Source organism: Tabrizicola piscis (assembly GCF_003940805.1).
Taxonomy (GTDB): Bacteria; Pseudomonadota; Alphaproteobacteria; order Rhodobacterales; family Rhodobacteraceae; genus Tabrizicola; species Tabrizicola piscis.
Window position 1 is genome coordinate 3,914,543 of record NZ_CP034328.1, and the last position, 19,919, is coordinate 3,934,461.

General features: G+C 64.5%; 19 protein-coding genes. 11 read left to right on the forward strand and 8 right to left on the reverse strand.

All coding sequences use genetic code 11. From position 1 onward, the window contains the following. The first annotated feature begins 5 nt into the window (after positions 1-5). Together EI545_RS19005 and EI545_RS19010 are read left to right on the forward strand one after the other, a co-directional pair. Positions 6-1,379, forward strand: a complete 1,374-nt coding sequence (locus tag EI545_RS19005; protein WP_125326936.1) for a TolC family outer membrane protein — start codon at positions 6-8, stop codon at positions 1,377-1,379. A 100-nt stretch (positions 1,380-1,479) separates the two neighbouring features. Further along, a complete protein-coding gene (locus EI545_RS19010; protein WP_125326937.1) occupies positions 1,480-2,382 on the forward strand; it encodes a hypothetical protein in 903 nt (300 codons plus the stop codon). A gap of 76 nt (positions 2,383-2,458) precedes the next feature. Here EI545_RS19010 and EI545_RS19015 read toward each other — a convergent pair whose 3' ends face one another. Then, positions 2,459-2,785, reverse strand: a complete 327-nt coding sequence (locus EI545_RS19015; RefSeq protein WP_125326938.1) for a DUF6280 family protein — start codon at positions 2,783-2,785, stop codon at positions 2,459-2,461. A 219-nt stretch (positions 2,786-3,004) separates the two neighbouring features. Between EI545_RS19015 and efp the strand changes: the two genes are divergently transcribed. Continuing rightward, on the forward strand, positions 3,005-3,568 hold the full coding sequence (gene efp, locus EI545_RS19020; RefSeq protein WP_125326939.1) for an elongation factor P: 564 nt from the start codon (positions 3,005-3,007) through the stop codon (positions 3,566-3,568). 33 nt (positions 3,569-3,601) lie between these two features. Here the strand turns inward: efp and ygfZ are convergent, their stop codons facing one another. Then, a complete protein-coding gene (gene ygfZ / locus EI545_RS19025; protein WP_125327723.1) occupies positions 3,602-4,384 on the reverse strand; it encodes a CAF17-like 4Fe-4S cluster assembly/insertion protein YgfZ in 783 nt (260 codons plus the stop codon). A gap of 44 nt (positions 4,385-4,428) precedes the next feature. Continuing rightward, positions 4,429-6,099, reverse strand: coding sequence for an ABC transporter ATP-binding protein (locus EI545_RS19030; protein WP_125327725.1), 1,671 nt, complete (start codon positions 6,097-6,099; stop codon positions 4,429-4,431). 208 nt (positions 6,100-6,307) lie between these two features. Between EI545_RS19030 and EI545_RS19035 the strand changes: the two genes are divergently transcribed. From EI545_RS19035 to EI545_RS19045, 3 genes are all read left to right on the forward strand, one after another. Then, positions 6,308-7,510, forward strand: coding sequence for a pyridoxal-phosphate-dependent aminotransferase family protein (locus tag EI545_RS19035; protein WP_125326940.1), 1,203 nt, complete (start codon positions 6,308-6,310; stop codon positions 7,508-7,510). After that, the gene (locus EI545_RS19040; RefSeq protein ID WP_125326941.1) at positions 7,510-8,217 is read left to right on the forward strand and encodes an MBL fold metallo-hydrolase; all 708 of its coding nucleotides are present in this window, start codon (positions 7,510-7,512) and stop codon (positions 8,215-8,217) included. Before EI545_RS19035 ends, EI545_RS19040 begins: the two co-directional genes overlap by 1 nt. Before the next feature lie 201 nt (positions 8,218-8,418). Continuing rightward, the gene (locus EI545_RS19045; protein ID WP_164517345.1) at positions 8,419-9,186 is read left to right on the forward strand and encodes a gamma-glutamyl-gamma-aminobutyrate hydrolase family protein; all 768 of its coding nucleotides are present in this window, start codon (positions 8,419-8,421) and stop codon (positions 9,184-9,186) included. Between the two features lie 112 nt (positions 9,187-9,298). Here EI545_RS19045 and EI545_RS19050 read toward each other — a convergent pair whose 3' ends face one another. Genes EI545_RS19050 through EI545_RS21780 form a run of 4 tightly spaced genes read right to left on the reverse strand, consistent with a single transcriptional unit; the run spans position 9,299 to position 13,263 of the window. After that, positions 9,299-10,612: an HlyC/CorC family transporter gene (locus tag EI545_RS19050; protein WP_125326943.1), complete on the reverse strand. Its 1,314-nt coding sequence runs from the start codon at positions 10,610-10,612 to the stop codon at positions 9,299-9,301. Between the two features lie 24 nt (positions 10,613-10,636). Beyond that, positions 10,637-11,575 carry a site-specific tyrosine recombinase XerD gene (locus EI545_RS19055; RefSeq protein WP_125326944.1) on the reverse strand — a complete coding sequence of 313 codons (939 nt, stop codon included), beginning with the start codon at positions 11,573-11,575 and terminating at the stop codon, positions 10,637-10,639. 4 nt (positions 11,576-11,579) lie between these two features. Then, positions 11,580-13,139, reverse strand: a complete 1,560-nt coding sequence (locus EI545_RS19060; RefSeq protein ID WP_125326945.1) for a hypothetical protein — start codon at positions 13,137-13,139, stop codon at positions 11,580-11,582. Beyond that, positions 13,129-13,263 (reverse strand): hypothetical protein, encoded by a 135-nt coding sequence (locus EI545_RS21780; protein ID WP_281275728.1) that lies wholly within the window; start codon positions 13,261-13,263, stop codon positions 13,129-13,131. The genes EI545_RS19060 and EI545_RS21780 overlap by 11 nt, the downstream gene beginning before the upstream one ends. 196 nt (positions 13,264-13,459) lie before the next feature. Between EI545_RS21780 and EI545_RS19065 the strand changes: the two genes are divergently transcribed. Together EI545_RS19065 and aroB are read left to right on the forward strand one after the other, a co-directional pair. Beyond that, positions 13,460-13,999, forward strand: coding sequence for a shikimate kinase (locus tag EI545_RS19065; RefSeq protein ID WP_125326946.1), 540 nt, complete (start codon positions 13,460-13,462; stop codon positions 13,997-13,999). Continuing rightward, positions 13,999-15,111 (forward strand): 3-dehydroquinate synthase, encoded by a 1,113-nt coding sequence (aroB, locus tag EI545_RS19070; RefSeq protein ID WP_425471654.1) that lies wholly within the window; start codon positions 13,999-14,001, stop codon positions 15,109-15,111. Before EI545_RS19065 ends, aroB begins: the two co-directional genes overlap by 1 nt. Here aroB and EI545_RS19075 read toward each other — a convergent pair. Beyond that, a complete protein-coding gene (locus tag EI545_RS19075; protein WP_245990382.1) occupies positions 15,108-16,022 on the reverse strand; it encodes an alpha/beta fold hydrolase in 915 nt (304 codons plus the stop codon). The two genes, aroB and EI545_RS19075, sit on opposite strands and share 4 nt — an antisense overlap. Positions 16,023-16,330: 308 nt before the next feature. Between EI545_RS19075 and EI545_RS19080 the strand changes: the two genes are divergently transcribed. From EI545_RS19080 to EI545_RS19090, 3 genes are read left to right on the forward strand one after another with little or no spacing between them, the layout of a single operon-like run. Then, positions 16,331-17,413 (forward strand): glycosyltransferase, encoded by a 1,083-nt coding sequence (locus EI545_RS19080; protein ID WP_164517346.1) that lies wholly within the window; start codon positions 16,331-16,333, stop codon positions 17,411-17,413. Beyond that, on the forward strand, positions 17,410-18,372 hold the full coding sequence (locus tag EI545_RS19085) for an NAD-dependent epimerase/dehydratase family protein (RefSeq protein WP_125326950.1): 963 nt from the start codon (positions 17,410-17,412) through the stop codon (positions 18,370-18,372). The genes EI545_RS19080 and EI545_RS19085 overlap by 4 nt, the downstream gene beginning before the upstream one ends. Continuing rightward, the gene (locus EI545_RS19090; protein ID WP_125326951.1) at positions 18,369-19,913 is read left to right on the forward strand and encodes a hypothetical protein; all 1,545 of its coding nucleotides are present in this window, start codon (positions 18,369-18,371) and stop codon (positions 19,911-19,913) included. Before EI545_RS19085 ends, EI545_RS19090 begins: the two co-directional genes overlap by 4 nt. The last annotated feature ends 6 nt before the right edge of the window (positions 19,914-19,919 follow it).

Below are 19,919 nucleotides of genomic sequence, written 5' to 3' on the forward strand. Positions count from 1 at the left end.
ATGGCATGCGTAGTTGGTGTCGGGCGATGGTGGTGATGGTGGCGGGCGTCCTTGCCGCGCCGATGGCCGGGGCTGAGACCCTGACCGATGCCCTGATTGCCGCCTATCGGAATTCCAACCTGCTGGATCAGAACCGCGCAGTGCTGCGCGCCGCGGATGAGGATGTGGCCCTTGCCGTGTCAAGCCTGCGGCCGGTCGTGGCGTTTTCCGGCCAGGCGGGTTGGCGGCGGGCTGAGGTGGATACGCTTGCCGGTCCGTCGGTGTCCGAGGGGCTGAGTTCATCCCTGTCGCTGAGCGCCGATCTGACCTTGCTTGACTTCGGGCGCAATCGTCTTGGGATCGAGATTGCCCGGGAAAGCGTGCTGGCAACCCGGCAGGCGTTGATTGACGTGGAACAGCAAGTGCTTCTGGGCGCGGTGTCGGCCTATGTCGACGTCCGGCTGGCGCAAGAGGTTGTGGCGCTGCGGCAAAGCAACCTTCGGCTGATCACTCAGGAACTGCGCGCTGCCGAAGCCCGCTTTGAGGTGGGCGAGACGACGCGCACGGATGTGGCAATTGCCCAGGCACGGCTGGCCGCGTCACGTTCGGCGCTGGCGGCGGCTGAAGGGGACCTGTTGATCGCGCGTGAGTCCTACAAGGCCGCGACCGGGGCCTATCCGGGCCGTCTGGCACCCTTGCCACGGTCTCCGGCCCTGCCGCGCACTCTGGAAGAGGCCCAAAGCGTAGCGCGCGCGACGCACCCGCTGATCCTGCAGGGTCAGCGTCTGGTCACCATTGCCGACCTGCAGCTGCAGCTGGCCGAGGCTGCGACCAAACCCACGGTCGGCGTTGGTGCAACCCTTGGGCTGGATCAGGATGGCAACGATTCACAATCCTTTGGTCTGACGCTGAACCAGACGATCTATGCCGGTGGCCGGTTGTCGGCGCTGCTGCGGCAGGCCATTGCCGGTAAGGACCGGTCGAGGGCGGCTCTGCAGCAGACTGCAGTCGGCATCTTGCAGAACGTCGGTGTGGCATGGGCGAACCTGGCGGTGTCGGCGGCGTCGATCCAGGCGTCGGACGAACAGATCCGCGCCGCGCAGACCGCGTTTGACGGCGTGCGTGAAGAGGCGGCTGCCGGTGCGCGGACCACCTTGGACGTCCTTGACGCCGAACAGGAACTGCTGGACGCGCGCAATGCCCGCCTGCAGGCCGAAGCGCAGCGCTATGTCGGTGTCTATCAGGTGCTGTCGACCATGGGCCTGTTGACCGTGGACCATCTGCAACTGGGCATCGCGACCTATGATCCGGAAGCCTATTTCGACGCGGTAAAGACCGCCCCGTCGCATTCCGTTCAGGGCAAGAAGCTTGACCGCATTCTGGAAAAGATCGGCAACTAAAGCTTCCCGACGGTGGATTTCAAGAAATTCGTTGCTCTGCATGGGGTTGGCGGGTTAAGCTGATCCATGGGGAATGCGCGGACGATAACGGAAGGCGCAGATGGCAGAGCCTTTAAGCACCGATGACATCGAGGATGTGGTCTCCTCGGTCCGCAGGCTTGTCTCGCCGGATGCCCGCCCGCGGACTGTGTCGCGCGATCTTGGCATGGAAAAGCTGCTGCTGACCCCCGCCCTGCGCGTGATGCCGGAGGCGGAGATAAAGCCCGACACGCTTGTTCTGACCCAGTTTGTGGCCGAGACCGCCCCTGAGGTTGAAGACGTGTTGGCCGACGTCCTGACAGACCCGATGCCTGCCGAAGCCGCCGAGGTGATCGCGGATGTCCAGGCAGAGGCACCGCTGCATGTGGTGGAGGGCGAGTGGGAAGATGCCTTCTGGAGCGAGCCTGAGCCGGACCTTGCAGAACTGGCGCTGGAGGTGGAGGAGGCGGAACTCGTTGCGCCTCAGGTCGGTACGGAAGTCCCGGCTGATGTCATGGTCGAGGCTGCGCCCGAGGCTGCCGCGGTAGTGATTCCTGATCTTGCCGAAGATGCCCTTGAAGGCCTGCACACAGCCGCCGCGCCAGAGCCTGAACCCGAGCTTGCCCCTGAGGCTGCGCCAGATGTGGCGGCTGAGGCGGATACAGATGCACCTGCGGATGCTGCACCTTGGGAGCAGGATGCAGAGAACTGGCCTGACGGGGATATGGACACGGCCCCGGAAGAGGCAGCGATCCTGCCGTTCCCGAAAGCGGTGTCGACGGGCGTTCCGGATGGTCTTGCAAGCTTGACCGACGCGGATGGCAACCCGGTGACTGTGCTGGACGAGGCGGCCTTGAACGAGATTGTCCGCAACCTGATCCGTGAGGAATTGCAGGGTGTTCTGGGCGAGCGGATCACGCATAACGTCCGCAAACTGGTGCGGGCCGAGATCAACCGCGCCCTGACGGCACGGTCTTTGGACTGACCCGGTCGCAACCCTTTGCCCGGAAATGACAACGCGCCCCGGTGGGGCGCGTTTTTCATAACGGTGAGGCGCCGGTTCAGGCGGCTTCGGCGGTCTCAGCCTCAAGCGCGTGACGGCGTTCGGATTCTTCGCGGCTGAGGGCGACCGAGGTGCGCACGCCTTTCGAGACGAACTCCATCAGCCCCTTCACGACCCGTTCGTTCGGATCGATGCCAGCGCAGGACAGCACTTCGCGCCCGTCGCGCGACCGGGCCCAACGGGCGATCTGGTCAGGGCCGTTGCCGTATTTCTTGTCATCTGCGATCGCATCATCCAGCGCAGCCAGAACCACGGCGGCAAAAAGTTTGCGCGCGCGCTGTCCTTGCTCGAAGTTGAAGGCGGTGCTGTCGATGGTATCCAGCATCGGACGTTCCTTTATTCTTGCTCTTGTCTTTCGCGGTGTTCGAGCGTTGTAACGATTTGAACACGATTCGGGGGTTCAGCTTTCGAATAACCGCTATGCACTGGGCGCATGGCTGAACGCATCCCCTACCGTATCTAGTCGTCTTGCTGACCCTACACTGGCAAGATATAGGACCCGTTAAGGCCAATTCAACCATTTTACGAAGGTTCCGCGCGCGCCATGCCAAAGATCAACGGAAACGAAATCCGCCCCGGGACGATCGTCGAACATGACGGGGGGCTTTGGGCCTCGGTCAAGGTGAACCACGTCAAGCCCGGCAAGGGGGGCGCATTTGCGCAGGTGGAGTTGAAGAACCTGCGCGACGGCAGGAAGCTGAACGAACGCTTCCGGTCGGAAGACAAGGTGGAGCAGGTCGAGCTTGAGATGAAGGATCAGCAGTTTCTTTATGAAACCGACGGGCGGCTGGTGTTCATGGACAACGAGACCTACGAGCAGATCGAACTGGACGCCGAATTGCTGGGCGATCGTCGGCCGTTCCTGCAGGATGGGATGACCGTGTCAGTCCAGTATTTCGGCGATGAGCCGTTGAACGTGACCATCCCGCAGAAGGTGACCTGCAAGGTGGTCGAGACGGAGCCGGTGCAGAACGGCCAGACCGCCAGCAAATCCTACAAGCCTGCGGTGCTGGACAATGGCGTGCGCATCATGGTGCCGCCGTTCATCAACGTCGATGAGATGATCATCGTCCACACCGAGTTGATGGAATACAGCGAGCGGGCCTGAGCGTTCGCGCCGACGAATTTTCTGCGAAAATTCTTAGGTTTCGGTGGTCGGGCTGACGGTCGCCGTGCCTGCCTGCATGATCGGGGTGACCCAGTCATGCCGCAGGTAGGCGATGCCAAAGCCGTTGCTTTGGGTGTAAAGGCGGCCCACGGTTCTTTCCCCGGCGGTGATTTCGGTTCCCACCGGTGCGCTGCCCTGAACGCTGACCCGGGCAAGGCCCTTGCGCAATTCGGTCTTGTGTTTCATCCGGGCGGTGACTTCCTGACCGACATAGCAGCCCTTGCGGAAGTCGACGCCGTGCAGCGGCTCAAAGCCCATTTCAAGGATGTAGCTGTCATCCGGCACCAGCTCGACCCCGCTTTCGGGGATCAGATGCGCCACGCGGATCGCGTCCCAGTCGACCGTTGGGGATGCGCCTTCGCTGTCCGTCCAGGCCCGCCAACCAAGGGCTGGGTGGCGCGAGTCGGGCAGGGCGCCTTGCGGCGGAACCCCTAGGCCGCGCTGGACCTGCAGCGGCGAGGGGGCGATCTGCACAGCCGCGCGCAGCCGGTACATGGTCAGGCGGCGTAGGGTGGCGGGGGCGAGTGCGGTGGCGATGTCGATCAGGAGGGCGTTGTCCGGCAGGGCCTCAGGCGGGCGGACCACGAAGAAATCGGCCAGATACTTGCCTTGCGGGGTCAGGAGCGCGCACCAGACGATACCCGGCGCGGTTTCCAATGGGCGCAGGTCGTTGGAGACAAGGCCCTGCAGAAAGGTCAGTGCGTCGGGGCCAGTCACGGCCCAGACGGTGCGGTCGGGTGCTGCTTCGCCATGGATGTTCATCTGCGGGACCTTATGGCGCATCCGGGGCGGGGAAAAGATCAGTCACGCAACTGTGCCTGATGGAGTTGCGCGTATAGCCCGGCTTTGGCCAGCAGCGCGTCATGCGTGCCCTCTTCCACGACCCTTCCCTGATCGAGGACGAGGATTTTGTCTGCGCCCTTCACCGTGGACAGCCGGTGCGCGATGACCAGCGTCGTGCGTCCAGCCTGCGCGCGGGCGAGGGCAGCCGACACTGCGGCCTCGGTCCGTGTGTCGAGCGCCGAGGTCGCCTCGTCCAACAGGAGGACCGGCGCGTCGGCCAGCAGGGCGCGGGCGATGGCGATGCGCTGGCGCTGGCCGCCGGACAGGGCCGATCCGCGCGGCCCGGCCGGGGTTTCCAGACCCTGTGGCAGCGATGCGATGAAGCCCGACACCTCGGCATCGGACAGGGCTGTGGCAAGGCGCGCCTCGCCCAGATTGGTGCGCCCGAGCAGCAGGTTTTCCCGGAGGGTTTCATCAAAGAGCGCTGCGTCCTGCGACACCGAGGCCAGAAGCGCGCGCTGGTCGAACAGGCTCATTTCAGACACATCGACGCCGCCGATCAGGATGCGGCCCGCCTGCGGCTCGATCAGGGCGGAGATCAGCTGGAACACCGTCGACTTTCCGGCGCCGGAACTGCCGACGAGTGCCGTCACCTTGCCCGCCTCGGCCGTGAAGGTCAGGCCGTTCAGCACCGGGCGGTCGGGATAGCTGAAGTGGACATCGGCAAAGCGCACCTCTGGCGCCCCAGCGGCCGGGCGGGCATGGCTGACAGCGGGGCGCGACCCGGTTGGGCGGGTGTCGAACAGGATGAAGATCCGTTCAAGGCTGGCCTCGGCCACCTGCCACAGGCCCGCAAGATCGCCCAGACGGCGGATCGGCTGAAAGGTCAGCGCCATTGCGGTGAAGAACGCCATGAATTCGCCGGTTGTGCGGGTGCCTTCGGCCACTTCGCGGCCGCCCAGCATCAGGACGGCGAAGAAGCCAACGCCGGTGACCACATCGACCAGCCCCGGCATGGCGGCGCGGCCAAGGGCGGATTTCACCTCGGCCCGGATGATGCGCTGGATGATCGTCTGGAAGCGTTTGGCCTGGTAGTCTTCCATCTGGTTCAGCTTGACGGCCTGAATCCCGTGAAAGATCTCATCCAGCCGCGTGGCGCGCAGCCCGGCCTGTTCGCGCATGTGCATCGACTTGCGCCGGATGTAGCGCCGCAGCGTCAGGGCGGGCAGAAGGAGGACGGGCGTGCCGACAAGGGCGGCGATGGTCCAGACCGGGTCAATAAAGATCGCCACGGTGAAAAGGCCGACGAGCGACACGAGGTCGCGCCCGACACCACCGATGACGAGCGTGGCAGCCCCCTGTGCCGCCTGGGTGTCGCCCTGAACCCGCTCGATCAGTTGTCCGGGCGAATTGGTCTGGAAGAACCCGGCATCAAGGGTCAGGAGATGGCGAACAAGATCGGCCTGCATCGCCCCGGCGGCGTTCTGGTTGACCCGGGCCAGCAGCCAGCGCCCGGCGATCGAGGTGATCGCCCGCAACAGGAACAGCCCAAGGATCGCACCGCCGACCCAGACCAGCATACCCGTGCCGCCGGTCGCGAAGACCTTGTCGAAGAGCGGCTGAATCATGTAGGCCAGAAGGCCCAGCGTGGACCCCTCCAGCGCCATAAGCCCGAAGGCCAGCAGCATCAGGGGCAAGTGTGGCCGCAAGTAGCTGCGAAAGAAGCGCAGGAACAGTTCGCGTGATGGATAGGGACGGGGCGGCTGCAAGGAGATAAGGCCTTTCGGGCAGGTCTGCAGCGCGTTTAGCCGGAAAGTGGCCCTGCCTCAAGCAGGCCGCGCATTGACGCTGGCGCCCGGCAAGCCTAGCCATTGCGCAACAGCGATGGAGAGACGCATGAGCCTTGCCCACGGCCGCCCCTATCTGGCCATTCCCGGCCCCTCGGTCATCCCCGACCGGGTGTTGCGCGCGATGCATCAGGGTTCGCCCAACATCTATGAGGGTCACCTGATCGAGATGGTCGCGGGGCTGTTCCCCGATCTGCGGGTGGTGGCGGGGACCACGGGCCATGTCGCGATGTATATCGGCAACGGCCACGCGGGCTGGGAGGCGGCGAATGCCAACCTTTTCAGCCGCGGCGACAAGGCGCTGGTGCTGGCGGTGGGCCAATTCGGCCTGAGCTGGGCCAACAGCGCCCGCGCCATGGGGATCGAGGTCGAGGTGCTGGATTTCGGCAAATCCACCCCGGCGGACATGGGGCAGGTCGAGGCGGCGTTGCGGGCTGACACGGGCCACAAGATCAAGGCGGTGCTGACCACGCATGTCGATACCGCGAGTTCGATCAAGACCGACATCCCGGCCCTGCGCAAGGCGATGGATGCGGCGGGGCATCCCGCACTTCTGGCGGTGGATTGCATCGCCAGCCTTGGCTGCGATGAATACCGGATGGACGATTGGGGTGTCGATGTCACGGTGGCCGCCTGCCAGAAGGGGCTGATGACACCGCCCGGCATGGCCTTTGTCTGGTTCTCGGAAGCTGCGCGCCAGCGCTGTGCCGGGTCTGACCTTGCCAGCCCCTACTGGGCTTGGGGGCCAAGGGCCGAACCGACTGAGTTCTGGCAGATCTGGGACGGCACTGCGCCCACCAGCCATCTCTACGGGTTGCGGGCAGCGCTGGACATGATCCGTGAAGAAGGTCTGCCGCAGGTCTGGGCCCGCCACCGGGTGCTGGCCGGCGCCGTCTGGGCGGCTTTTGACGCGTGGGGCGCGGGCAATCCTGCCATCGGGATGAACGTGGCCGATCCGGCGCACCGGGGCTGGTCGGTCACCGCTGCCCGGCTGGGCGCGCCCCACGCCACACGCTTGCGCGAATGGTGCGAGACGAAGGCGGGCGTGACGCTGGGGATCGGCCTTGGCATGGCGCCGTCAACGGACCCGGCCTATCACGGCTTTCTTCGCGTAGCACACATGGGGCATGTGAACGCGCATATGACCTTGGGCGCGCTTGCGGTGATGGAGGCGGGGATGGTCGCTTTGGAGATCCCGCATGGGCCGGGGGCGCTGGCGGCGGCGACGCAGGTTGTGGCCAAAGGCGCCTGATGGGCTGGTTCCAGACGCGTGAGGTCGCGCCCGGCGTTTTCGTAACGCTTGAGCCTGCCGTGGCCGAGATGTTTCGCGCCGCGATGGTTACCGTCCGGGGCAGGGATCGCGACCTGCAGTTCGATTTCGGCTGTGGCTTGGTGGCCTTGCGGCCCTGTCTGCCTTTGTCGGGTGGCCCGGTGCTTGCCGTGGCCAGCCATGCCCATGTCGACCATATCGGCGGGCTTCACGAATTCACCGACCGAATGGGCCATGCCGCCGAAGCTGCGGGCTTCGCGGGCCTGCCGGGGGTGGAGACCTTCGCCGAGGAATTTCGGGACTGGCCTGACCTCGTCGCAAAGGACCCCGCGCCGGGGTGGCTGCCTGCTGACTGGCAACTGCGCCCGGCGCTCCTGACCGGCACTTTGGATGAGGGGGACCGGATTGACCTTGGTGACCGCCAGTTCACCGTGTTGCACCTGCCAGGCCATTCCCCCGGCGGGATCGGCCTGCTGGATGAAGCGAGCGGGCTGTTTCTGTCCGGTGACGCGATCTATGACGACGATATTCTCGACGATCTTCCGGGCGCCTCGATCCCTGATTACGTGGCAACGATGGACCGCCTGCGCCATCTGGACTGCCGGCTGGTCATCGGGGGGCATGGGCCAGAGATGGACCGCCCCCGCATGGTGGCGATTGCCGAGGCCTACCTGAGGAAACGTGGCTGATCGTTGATCGCTGGGTGAAGGCCCGCCATTTCGGCCTGAGCCTGCCCGTCTTCCGGGCATTGTGCAGCGGTGAAGCCGGGTTGTGCGCGTCGGCAAGGCCCAAGGGCTTTGCGCCGGAGCGGATGCGGCGCTATGGTAGGGCCGGAATATTGCACAGGTGGACAGGTGGACGGTGCAGGAAATCGGGGCAGACGCCCCGTCGTGGGGATCATCGGCAACAGCTTTCTGCTGAATGACCATTACCCGGTGCATTCCGGCGGCACGATGAATTCTGCCGCCGTGGCCGAGGTTGCGGGCTGCTTGCCCCTGATCATTCCCACCGACCCAAGACTGGTGTCGGTGCAGGATTTGCTTGATCTGTGTGACGGGTTCCTGCTGACCGGCGGCCGCCCCAACGTCCACCCCAGCGAGTATGGCGAGGATGAGACGCCTGCGCATGGCTGCTTTGACCGCTGCCGTGATGCGATCACGCTGCCCCTGATCCGCGCCTGCGTTGACCGGGGCCAGCCGTTCCTTGGCATCTGCCGTGGCTTTCAAGAGGTGAACGTGGCCCTTGGCGGCACGCTATACCCCGAAATCCGCGATCTGCCGGGCCGGATGAACCACCGCATGCCGCCCGATGGCACGCTTGAGGAAAAGTTTGCCCTGCGCCACCCGGTGACCTTCACCGAAGACGGGCCGTTCCACCGCCTGCTGGGCGCGCGCGAAGTGATGACGAACACGCTGCATGGCCAAGGCATTGCGCGGGCTGCGGCGCAAGTGGTGATCGACGGCCACGCGCCCGATGGCACGCCCGAGGCGATCTACGTCAAGGACGCGCCGGGCTTTACCCTGTCGGTGCAGTGGCACCCTGAATGGAACGCGGCGAACGACCCCGTGTCGCGCCCGTTGTTCCAGGCCTTCGGTGCTGCCGTCGCCGCTTGGGCCGACCAGCGCTATGCAAGCGCCACCCCGCACCTGACGGCCTGAGGCTTTCTTTCTGCCCAAATATCCCCCCGCGGAGCGGACGGAGCCAAGCGGGCCCCGGCCCGCGCCGGCGACCTGAAAAACTTGCGGCGCAAGCCGCTCAATTTGATAGGGCCTAAAGCGGGCGCAGTTTCAATCGGGTGATCCGGTTTTCGCGGCGAGAAACGACCTCGAAGCGGAAGCCGTGGAAACTGAAGACCTGGCCTTCGTTCGGGATCATCTGCGCTTCGTGGATCACAAGGCCTGCGACCGTGTTCGCTTCTTCGTCCGGCAGACGCCAGTCGGTGGCGCGGTTCAGGTCACGGATCGTCATTGCGCCGTCGATCAGATAGGCCCCGTCCTCGCTGCGGCTCAGGCCGGAATCCTTTAGGACAACGTCGAATTCATCGGTGATGTCGCCCACGATTTCCTCAAGGATGTCTTCAAGCGTGATCAACCCCTGCAAGGTGCCATATTCGTCCACGACCAGCGCAAAATGGGTGCGCCGGGTCAGAAACTCGCGCATCTGTTCGTCAAGGCTGGTGGTGTCGGGGATGAAATACGGCTTCATCGCCACTTTCACGATATCCAGCTTCTGGATCCCCTCGACGGATCCTTCCTCGCCCCGGACCAGGCGGTCCACCTCGCGCAGCAGGTCCTTGGCATGGACAACGCCCAGAATGTTGTCATCGCTGTCGCGATAGATCGGCAACCGGGTGTGGGGCGAGGCCAGGACGCGGGTGATGATCTCACCTGGGTCAAGGTCGGCATCGATCATCTCGATCTGGCGGCGATGGCGCATGATCTCGTCCACCGTGCGGTGCGACAGGTCAAGCGCGCCCAGCAGACGGTCGCGATCTTCTTTCTCCACCGCGCCTTCGGAATGGCCAAGGGCGATGGCCCCGGCGATTTCTTCACGCAGGGCCAGCATTTCGCCCCCCGGGTTCGGGCGCACACCGCAGAGGTAGAGGAGGCCGCGTACAAGGGTGCGGACCAAGGACACCACCGGGGTGAACAGCACGATCAGCACTCGGATGATCGGGGCCACGCGGGTGGCCACCGCTTCGGGATAGGTGATGGCAAGCGTCTTTGGCATGACTTCGCCGAACACCAGAACCAGCGCGGTCATTGCAAGCGTTGCCAGTGCCACCCCGCTGTCCCCGAACATCCGCGTCAAGAGGGCGGTGGCCAAGGACGCAGACAGGATGTTGACGATGTTGTTGCCCAGCAAAAGCGCGCCGATCATACGCTCGCGGTCTTCGGTCACGTTCATCGCGCTTGCCGCCCCGCGTGAGCCCTTGTCGGCCTGCGCCTTCAGTTTTGACCGCGACGAGGCGGTCAGCGCCGTTTCGGAGCCAGAGAAGAAGGCCGACATGACCAAGAGCGCCAGAATGGCGGCGACGGTCAGCCAGAAGACGGTATCAAGTGCGGCAGAAGGGTCAGCGTCCATTGGGTGTCTTTGGTCCTTCGGGAATCAGGCCTTCTTGGCCAGCGGATGATGGGTCAGAACCAGATGCTTCAGATGGTCGTCAAGCACATGGGTATAAATCTCGGTCGTGGCGACATCGGCATGGCCCAGGAGCGTCTGGATCACCCGCAGATCGGCCCCGCCCGCCAGCAGATGCGTGGCAAAGGCATGGCGCAGCACATGCGGTGTCACCCGCGCCGGGGACAGGCCCGCAAGCACGGCAATATCCTTCAGCATCAGGTGAAAATGCTGCCGTGTCATGTGGCCGTCGCGCCCGTCGCCGGGAAAGAGGAAGCGGGACGGCGGCCGTCCGCTTTTGCGGGCGAGGTCATCGTCGGCATCGCGGCAGGCCAGCCAGTCCGACAGCGCCGCGCGGGCGGGGCCTGACATGGGCACCATCCGTTCCTTGTCGCCCTTGCCGCGCACCAGAACCATCCTTGGGTTGCCGCGCACGGCGGCGATGGGCAGGCCCACCAGCTCGCTCACGCGCATTCCGGTGGCGTATACCAGTTCCAGCAAGGCCGTGTTGCGCATCCGGTCAGAGGCGCTGCGGCCCTTGGTGCGTGCCGCGTCGATCAGGCGGACGATTTCTTCCCGGGTCAGGGTCTTTGGCAGGTTTTGCGCCTTGCCGGGGCCCGAGATCCGCAGGGCCGGATTGTCGCTGCGCCAGCCTTCGTCGAAGGCAAAGCGGAACAGCTGGCGAATTGCCGACAGCCGACGAGCGCGGGTGGCTTTTGACAGGCCCTGGGCGTCACAGTGGATCAGGTAATCCTCGACCGCGTCACGCCCGGCGGTGGCAAGGCTGCCGCCCCGTGCAGTCAGCCAGTCGGTGAAGTCCAGCAGATCGCGGGCATAGGCAAGCTGGGTGTTGCGCGCGGCCCCAGCTTCTGCGCTGCGCGCGTCAAGGAAGGTTGAAATCCAGCGCCTTGGGTCTGCGTCAGGCATCCCCTTAGCCCCTGCGTTCCAGGATCATCAACTCCAGCGCGGTGCGGCGGGCCATGCCATCCAGCCCCACCTTCCGCAGGAGCGACAGGCCTTCAGTCACGCCGCGCAGATCGCCCTGCACGCCGCGGCCGATGTTTTCGATGGCGACCACGATCGCCTCACCCTGCCGGTTGCCGTCAAGCAGGGCCTGCGCTTCGACCGACGGGGCCGGGTCGCGGAACGCAGTGGCAATGGCGCGGCCCAGACTGTCGGGTGGCACCAGCCCGGTCAGATCGCCCTTGGCCAGCCCGGCCAGAAACGCCTCTTCTACGTCGGCGGGCGTGTGGCGGCGCGCGGCAAGGTCGAGATAGGGCGACAACAGCGCCACGCGAAAGGCGATGGCGCGGGCTTCGCCGGTAAGCTGTCTATCCATCAGCGATTTGCCGAAGAGTACGGCAAAGGGCACCTCAAGCTCGGCCTCCTGCATCCGGGTCCAGACTTCCGGCAGGGCCTGCCCGATCCGGGCTGCATCGCCAGAGGTCAGCGCCGATTCGAACCGCTGGAAGGCGGCGGCGCGGTCCCAGACCCCACCCGAGGCGGCGGGATTGCGTTCGGTGTAAAGCCCAAGGATCACGTTGGGCGGGATGGTCCCGCCGCGCGTCAACCGCTCGGCTGCCTCGATCTGCGCCTTCCATCCGGCTTTCGGGCCGATTTCGGCATAAGAAAACGCCACCGGCAGGCCTTCGGTTGGCAAAGGCTCACCGATGGCTTCGAACATCTTCCAGTCAAGCGGTGTGACCGGGCTGGGGGCAGGGGGCGGCGGTTCGCCTTCGAACAGATCGGGGTCAAGGAAACGGGCCAGCAAGGCGGCCTGATCTGCGGTGATCTGGCCTAGGGCTTCCGAGGTGTGCAGCGTCAGCGCGGCGGTGTCCCAGTCGCCGGATCGCGCCTGACAGAAGATCCGGGCAGGAACGGTCGGCGCAAGATGCGGAGTGGCGGCCATCGCGTCACAGGCACGGTCTTCGGCCCCTGTCAGCAGGGCCACGTCGAAAGCTCGGCGGAACATCTCGGGCGTCGTCGCCCCGGCCGCGTCGATCAGCGCGGCGGCTTGTTCCAATGCGCCAAGGGCCAGCAATTTGTCGATGCGAACCTGCAGCAGGTCGCCGCGCCCTGCGGCATCATCCGGGGCTTCGACTTCGGCCAGAAGGATCGTCAGGAACAATTGCCGCAACGCAGGCAAGGCGTCGTCGCTATGCCCGACCAGACGGGTTGCAATTTCGGCCGTCAGTCCGACGCCCCACAGATCACGGGGCAGGCCCGACACGGCGGGAGGGATCAGACCCACGGCGTCAGGCGACGGGCCGTCCAGCGCCGTGGTCGCCACGGGTTCGGGCAGTGCGCCGCCCTGACCGGTCACCGGGGGTTCGTCGATCGCGACAGGAAGGCCGCCCGTATCCTGCATCGCCGGCGTGGCCACCGATTGCGACAGCCAGTCAATGGCGGAAAGCGGGCTGGCCCCGTCTTGCGCGGCAAGCGGGCCCGACCCGACAAGAAGCACGAGAAGACCCGCCGTCTTAATCCGCATTCAGCACCACAGGCTTTGTCACTTCGCCCTGTTCGGGCGTCAGATCGCCAAGATAGGCATAGCCAGACAGACCGATGAATCCCAAGATCACCAGCAGAACCAAAGCTTTGATGATCCGACCCATAGCGTTGCCCTTCCTCGATATTGCGTCGTGCGGCTTGATCCGCCCGACTTTTCTTGCCGCTGTGACAGGCGATTGGCCCCCCACGGCGGGTGTGATGCACAATCTATATAGCATTCCGGAAAACTTCACGCCATTCAGGGGGGAATATTTCCCGCTTGTTCCGGAAAGGTCATGCGGGCCCGGACAGATGGACGCAATGGCACAGTTGACGAAAACCGTGGTCATGGTCGGGATGATGGGGGCGGGCAAAACCGCCGTCGGCACCGCGCTTGCGCGGCTTCTGGGGGTGGAATTCCGCGATTCAGACGAGGAAATCACCCGCGCCGCCAACCGCAGCATCGCCGAAATCTTCGAGCGGGACGGAGAGGCGTTCTTTCGCGCGCGGGAGACCGAGGTGATCTCTCGCCTGCTTCGCGGCAACCCTTGCGTGCTGTCCACCGGCGGTGGGGCCTTCCTGTCGGCGGCGAATCGCAGCCTGATCCATGATGTCGGCGTGTCCGTCTGGTTGCGGGCCGACCTTGATCTTTTGTGGCAGCGCGTCCGCCACAAGACCACCCGCCCGCTTTTGCGCACCCCGAACCCTCGGGAGACCCTGCGCACGCTTTACGAAGCCCGGCTTCCCTTTTATGCCGAGGCGGATCTGGCCGTGGACAGTGCCGCTGACCTTTCGGTCGACGACATGGCCCTGCGCGTGCGCGAAGCCTTGCGCACCCGGCCGGATGTGCTGGAGGGATAATTGTGAACATTGTGGCTGTCGACCTTGGGGCCCGCTCCTACGAGGTACGGATCGGTGGTGACCTGATCGCCCGCGCCGGGACGGAGATTGCGCCCCTGCTGCGCCGCAAGCGTGTGGCCATCGTCACCGATGAAACCGTGGCTGCAGCCCATCTGCCCGCCCTGACCGCAGCCCTTGAGGCCGAAGGGATTGCCACCGCTGCGCTGGCCCTGCCGGCGGGTGAGGGAACCAAGGGATGGGAAAACCTTGCCCGCTGTACGGAATGGCTGCTGGAGCAGAAGGTTGAACGGCGCGACGTGGTGGTCGCCTTCGGCGGTGGGGTGATCGGCGACCTTGTGGGGTTTTCCGCCGCCATCCTGCGGCGTGGCGTGCGGTTCGTGCAGTTGCCGACCACGCTTCTGGCGCAGGTCGACAGTTCCGTGGGCGGCAAGACCGGGATCAACACCGCGCAGGGCAAGAATCTTGTCGGTGCGTTCCACCAGCCCAGCCTTGTGCTGGCCGATATCGATGTGCTTGGCACGTTGCCCGACCGCGACCTGCTGTCGGGCTATGGCGAGGTGGTGAAGTACGGACTTCTCGGCGATGCCGCCTTCTTCGACTGGCTGGAAGATCACGGACCGGCCCTGCGCCAGGGCGATGCCGACGCGCGCCTGCGGGCGGTGACCCGGTCGGTCGAGATGAAGGCAGGCATCGTGTCGCGCGATGAGACTGAAGAGGGTGAGCGCGCGCTGCTGAACCTTGGCCACACCTTCTGCCATGCGCTTGAAAAGGCAACGGGATATTCCGACCGTCTGCTGCATGGCGAAGGCGTTGCCATCGGCTGCGCGCTTGCGTTTGAACTGTCGTCGCGGATGGGGCTTTGTTCGCAGGAAGACCCCAGCCGCGTGCGCGCCCATCTGCGCAGCATGGGGATGAAGGTCGATCTGGCCGACATCCACGGCGATCTTCCGGGGGCCGAGGCCCTTGTCACGCTGATGGGGCAGGACAAGAAGGTGATCGACGGCCGCCTTCGCTTTATCCTTGCTCGCGGGATCGGTCAGGCCTTCGTTGCCGAAGATGTGCCGGGCGATGCGGTCCTGAGGCTGTTGCAGGACGCATTGGCCGGGCGCTAGTCCAGAAACTCCAGCACCGGGGCGAGGCTTTCGTCGGGCGCCTCTTCCTGTGGCACATGGCCAACGCCCGGCAGGGTCACCAGCCGGGCATCGGGCAGTTCGGCCAGATAGTCCTGTGCGTTGGCGACGGGGATCATCGCATCCTCTTGCCCCCACAGCAGCAGGACCGGGACCGTGATGCCGCGCAAGAATGGCTCTGGCGGGACAAGTACGGTCTGGCGCATCCGGTCCAGCATCGCCGCCCGGTTGCCGGGTGCCAGAAGCAGGGCGTGATACCGCTCCAGCACCGCGTCGGTCAGCCTTGCGGGGTCGGCATAGGCGGCGGCGATGTTTGGCCGCAGCGCCCATTTCGGCAGGGCAAAGCGCATGGCCTCCAGCACCGCCGGGACAGCGGGCGGTTTGCCATAGTCGAAGCCGGGACTGGCATAACCATCGGGCGCAATCAGGATCAGGCCCTCCACCCGGTCAGGATGCGCTGCGGCAAAGCGCCAGGCCAGCCGCCCACCGATGGAATTGCCCGCCAAAGTGGCACGAGCGACCCCAAGGTGATCGAGAACCGCCAGCAGTTGTGCGACCGCACGCTCATCGCTGTAAAGGGCCTCTGGGTCCGGCCCGGAGAGGCCCGCCCCCGGCAGATCGTAGCGGATCACCCGGTAGCGCGGGACCAGACCCTTGGCCCAGTCATCAAACGTGTGCAGGCTTGACCCGATGCCGTGCAGCAACACGACAGCGCGCGCGGTCTTTGGTCCTTCATCGCGCAGATGCAGCCGGACGCCCGCCACGTCGACCAGATCAGCGGGCGCGCGCAGATAGGCCGCCTCCAGCGCCGCGCGGGGGCGGTCGGGCGTGTAAAGCCACAGGGCCAGCGCGGCCAGCCCAAGGACAAGGATCGCAAGGCCCCACATCATCATCCGTTTCACGCTCGGCCCCCTGCCCATGCCAGCGCCTCACCGGCCCGGGCACCATGCAGGACGGGCAGGGGCTGCGGCAAGGGCCAGACCGGAGCATCGCAGCCAAAAGACGGCCGACACCGAGGTGTTGACAGAAATTGTCCCACGACGGCAACAATTGCCCCTTGAAACAATCGCATGCGTCAATGACACTCTGACTGTAAGGTTACTCGCAGTGGCGACCTGATCTGCCTCGGGGCCTTCCGACGGTCGGCGCTTTCGCGCAATCCCGTGGGACACGAACAGGAACCAAGGAGACGATGCGAGACATGCCAAGCCCCCTGAGTATCAGCTTCGTGGTGCCTGTGTACTCGGGAGAGGACTACCTCGAACGCCTTGTCATGTCCGTCGAAAGCATTCGTGACGACTGGGAACGGGAAGGGGCGCCGGTTAGGCTTAGTGAACTGCTTTTGGTGGATGACGCTGCGATTGACGGTTCGCCCGCCAAGATCGACGATCTGGCGGCAGCAAGGCCTTGGATCGTGGCGCTTCATCTGTCGCGGAACTACGGGCAGCACGCGGCCACCATCGGCGGGATACTGCATTCATCCGGTGACTGGGTGGTGACGCTGGATGAAGACCTGCAGCACCCACCGGAGCGGGTTGAGGAGTTGCTGCTTCACGCAGTGCGGCACCAATGCGATGTCGTCTACGCACGCCCGATCGCAGGCAAGGTGCACGGAAAACGCTGGCGAGACGGCTCGTCGCGTCAGGTCAAACGGCTGACGGAATGGCTGACAGGCACCCCCACGCTGCATCTGGTGAACAGCTTCCGGTTGATCCGGGGGCCAATTGCCCGGGCGACGGCGAGCGTCTGTACGCACAACACCTATTTCGACATCGCGCTGACCTGGTTTACGCAACGCGTCTCTGGGATTGAGATGAACCTTTCCGACAAACGGTTCATGCAGACGGGGAGAAGCGGGTACAACCTCAAGAAACTGGTCGTCCATGCACAAAAGATGCTGTTTTCAGGTCAGCTGCGCTTTTTGCCGCTTGGTCTGTGGATCGGGGCCGCCCTGTTCCTGTTTTCGGTGATTGCCGGCATTTACGTCTTCATGCTGCGCCTGTTCATGCCGGAAACGATCAGCGTCGAAGGCTGGACATCGCTGTTTGTGGCAGTGTGCATGTCCACCGGCCTCATCTCGATCATGATGGGGATCTGTCTTCAATATCTGTCCACCCTTGTCCTGAAGGCGCATGGCCATCCCACCTTCTTCACGATCGACAGGTCAGGGGACCGCCAGATTGTCGATTGGCTTGAAAACCGCACTGCAATTGCGGAGAGGCCGGTCGCCGAGATTCCGCACATCAGCGACCTTGCAATGGCAGAGAGGAGCGGGGTTGCATGATCGTTCTGGACTGGGGCCGAACGCCCACTGCTGCTCCGGAAGTCGTGCTGCTTTTCGGTTCGGGCCTGATTGGGGGCGCGATCGCAAGCGTGGTGCAGCGCGTTGGCGTGGGGGTGGTCGCGCGACGGTTCGACTGGAGCTGGCCACGCCCTGATCCTGCCCAGGTGCGGGCCGTTGAGGCCGCCGTGACGACAACACTAGCGGCGAGCGAGGGCGCGGGTGTCACGGTGATATGGGCGGCAGGCCGCAGCGGATTCGGATCGGGTCCGGACGACATGGCGGGGGAATTCGTTGCCCTGGAACACGTCTTACAGACCGCAAGGCGGGTTGGGGCGACGCTGCCTGTCGATCAAAGAGCCTTCGTCCATGTCAGCTCTGCCGGCGGTCTGTTCGAGGGGCAGGTAGCCTGCGGTCTTGACACAGAGCCTGTACCGCTGCGCCCCTACGGCCATGGCAAGCTCGCTCAGGAAGACCGTGTCAGGGCGGATGAGGACCTTGGGCGGCGCCTTATTCTGCGCCCCAGCAGTGTCTACGGATACACGCCGGGTGCCCGGCGCGGTCTGGTTGCGGCTTTCGTCACTGCGGCAGTCCAGCAGCGCCACGCGACGATTTTTGGCTCGCTCACGACCCTCCGCGACTATGTTTACGCGCCTGACGTTGGGCACTTTGTTGCAACGCGCCTGCTGCGGCCAGCGAACGACAGGTCTGGCGTCTCGACCGAAACCTGCTTTCTTGCCTCGGCTCGGCCGGCTTCGATCTTCGAGATCGTCCGCCTTGTCGAGGGGTGTCTTGGCAAGACACTCACTTTAAGAATTGACCCGCGTCCGGACAATGCGCGCAACACGTCCTTCCTGCCCTCGGTCTTGCCGGAAGGCTTTCGGCCGACGCGTCTGCAAGAGGGCGTGGCGCTGACGGCGGGCACGATCATTCGGGAGCATTTGATGGGGGTCGCATCGTGAGCGGCTTTGCCCTTCGCGCTATCGTGCTGGTGGTCTGGCTGCCGATGATGGTGGTGCTTGCGCTTCTCTACATGACCCTTTCCCCCTCGCCGGACCAGTCCCAGTTCGACTGGATGGCCTTCATTGCGACCCAAGGTCAGCCCTATTACGCCGGAAGTTTCGATATGAACTGGCCAGGCGCGATGTGGCTGCACGAGGCTGGGATCCGGCTTTTCGGCGTGCATGCCTGGACATGGCGGCTTACCGACTTCCTTATGCTGGCCGGGTACACCGCCGCGGGTGCGGCCTTCCTGTTCCGCGCTGGCTGGCGGACGGCCCCGATCGTCTTTCTGTTTCTCTATCCGCCGCTTTATGTGACGGCTGGGGGGTGGATGGCGGGCCAGCGTGACATGTACGCGGCCGGTTTTCTGCTGGTTGCCTGCGCCCTGGCAATGCCCGGTCGGCGGTGGGAGTTCAGTGCGGTCTTCGCTGCCGGTGTTTTCGTGGCAGCCGCTGTGCTTGTAAGGCCCACGTTTCTTACCTTCATCGCGGGTTTGATCCTGCTTGAGGCTCTGCCGCTGAAAGTGCCACACCCACGCAGCCTGAGCCGCATTGGGCGGGCCATAGGCTTTGCGCTTGGCCTTGCGGCGGGCATTGGGGCGGCGGTGATGGCTGGGCTGATGCTGGGAATTCTTGACGACTGGTATCAGCAAAGCATCGAGTTTTCCCTGTTGGTCTACTTCGGCGAACCACCGCAGGACTGGCGCGTGACCCTCGACACGCTTTTTGTTCGGTCATGGCACTGGATTTGCTTTCTCGCCCTCATCGGGTTCGGCTTCTGGGCTTGGCGCGATCGGTTCGGTTACGCCCTTGTTCTAACGGTCGGTTTGGCGGCGACTTCGGCAGTATCCTTCGCCGTGCAGAACAAGGGTTTTGGCTATCACCTTGCTGGTGTGCTGCCCGTTCTGGTGCTTTTCGCGGCGGTCGCCTTCGACGGCCTTGACCAGTGGCGCCGCACGTCGGGGTCCCGCGCCGGTTCAAGGGCAGCCGTCGCGGCCCTTGCGCTGATCGGGCTGCTCGCCTTCGCTGGAACCGCGAAAAAGCTGATGACGTTCGAGACGGGATTACGGCTGCTGTTGTCCGGCACGATCGGGCCGGCGGCAGACCATGGCCTTACGGAAGCGGAACGCCGCGAGATCGTCGACACGATCAAAGCTGGTAGCAGCCCTGACGAAACTGTCGTCGTCTATGGAACGAATTTTGACCTTGCCTACCGCGCTGAACGGCTGCCTAGCCACCGGTTCACGAATATCGTGATTGACCAAGCCGACGCCAGTTTCCCTTACTATGACGCGTGGATGGCCGAGATCGACGCCTCGCTTGCGAAAACTCCGCCGGCATACATGATTTTCGACAGGAGTTTTCTGGCCGGACCGACCGAGAGGCCCAGCCCGGCTTTGCAGAAAAGGCCTGTTCTCAACCGGTTGGTCGACCTCATCGCAGATGGCTATGTGCCGGTGTTCAGCAATGAGACTGTCGTCGTTTACGGGAAAACCGGGTAGCTCGGC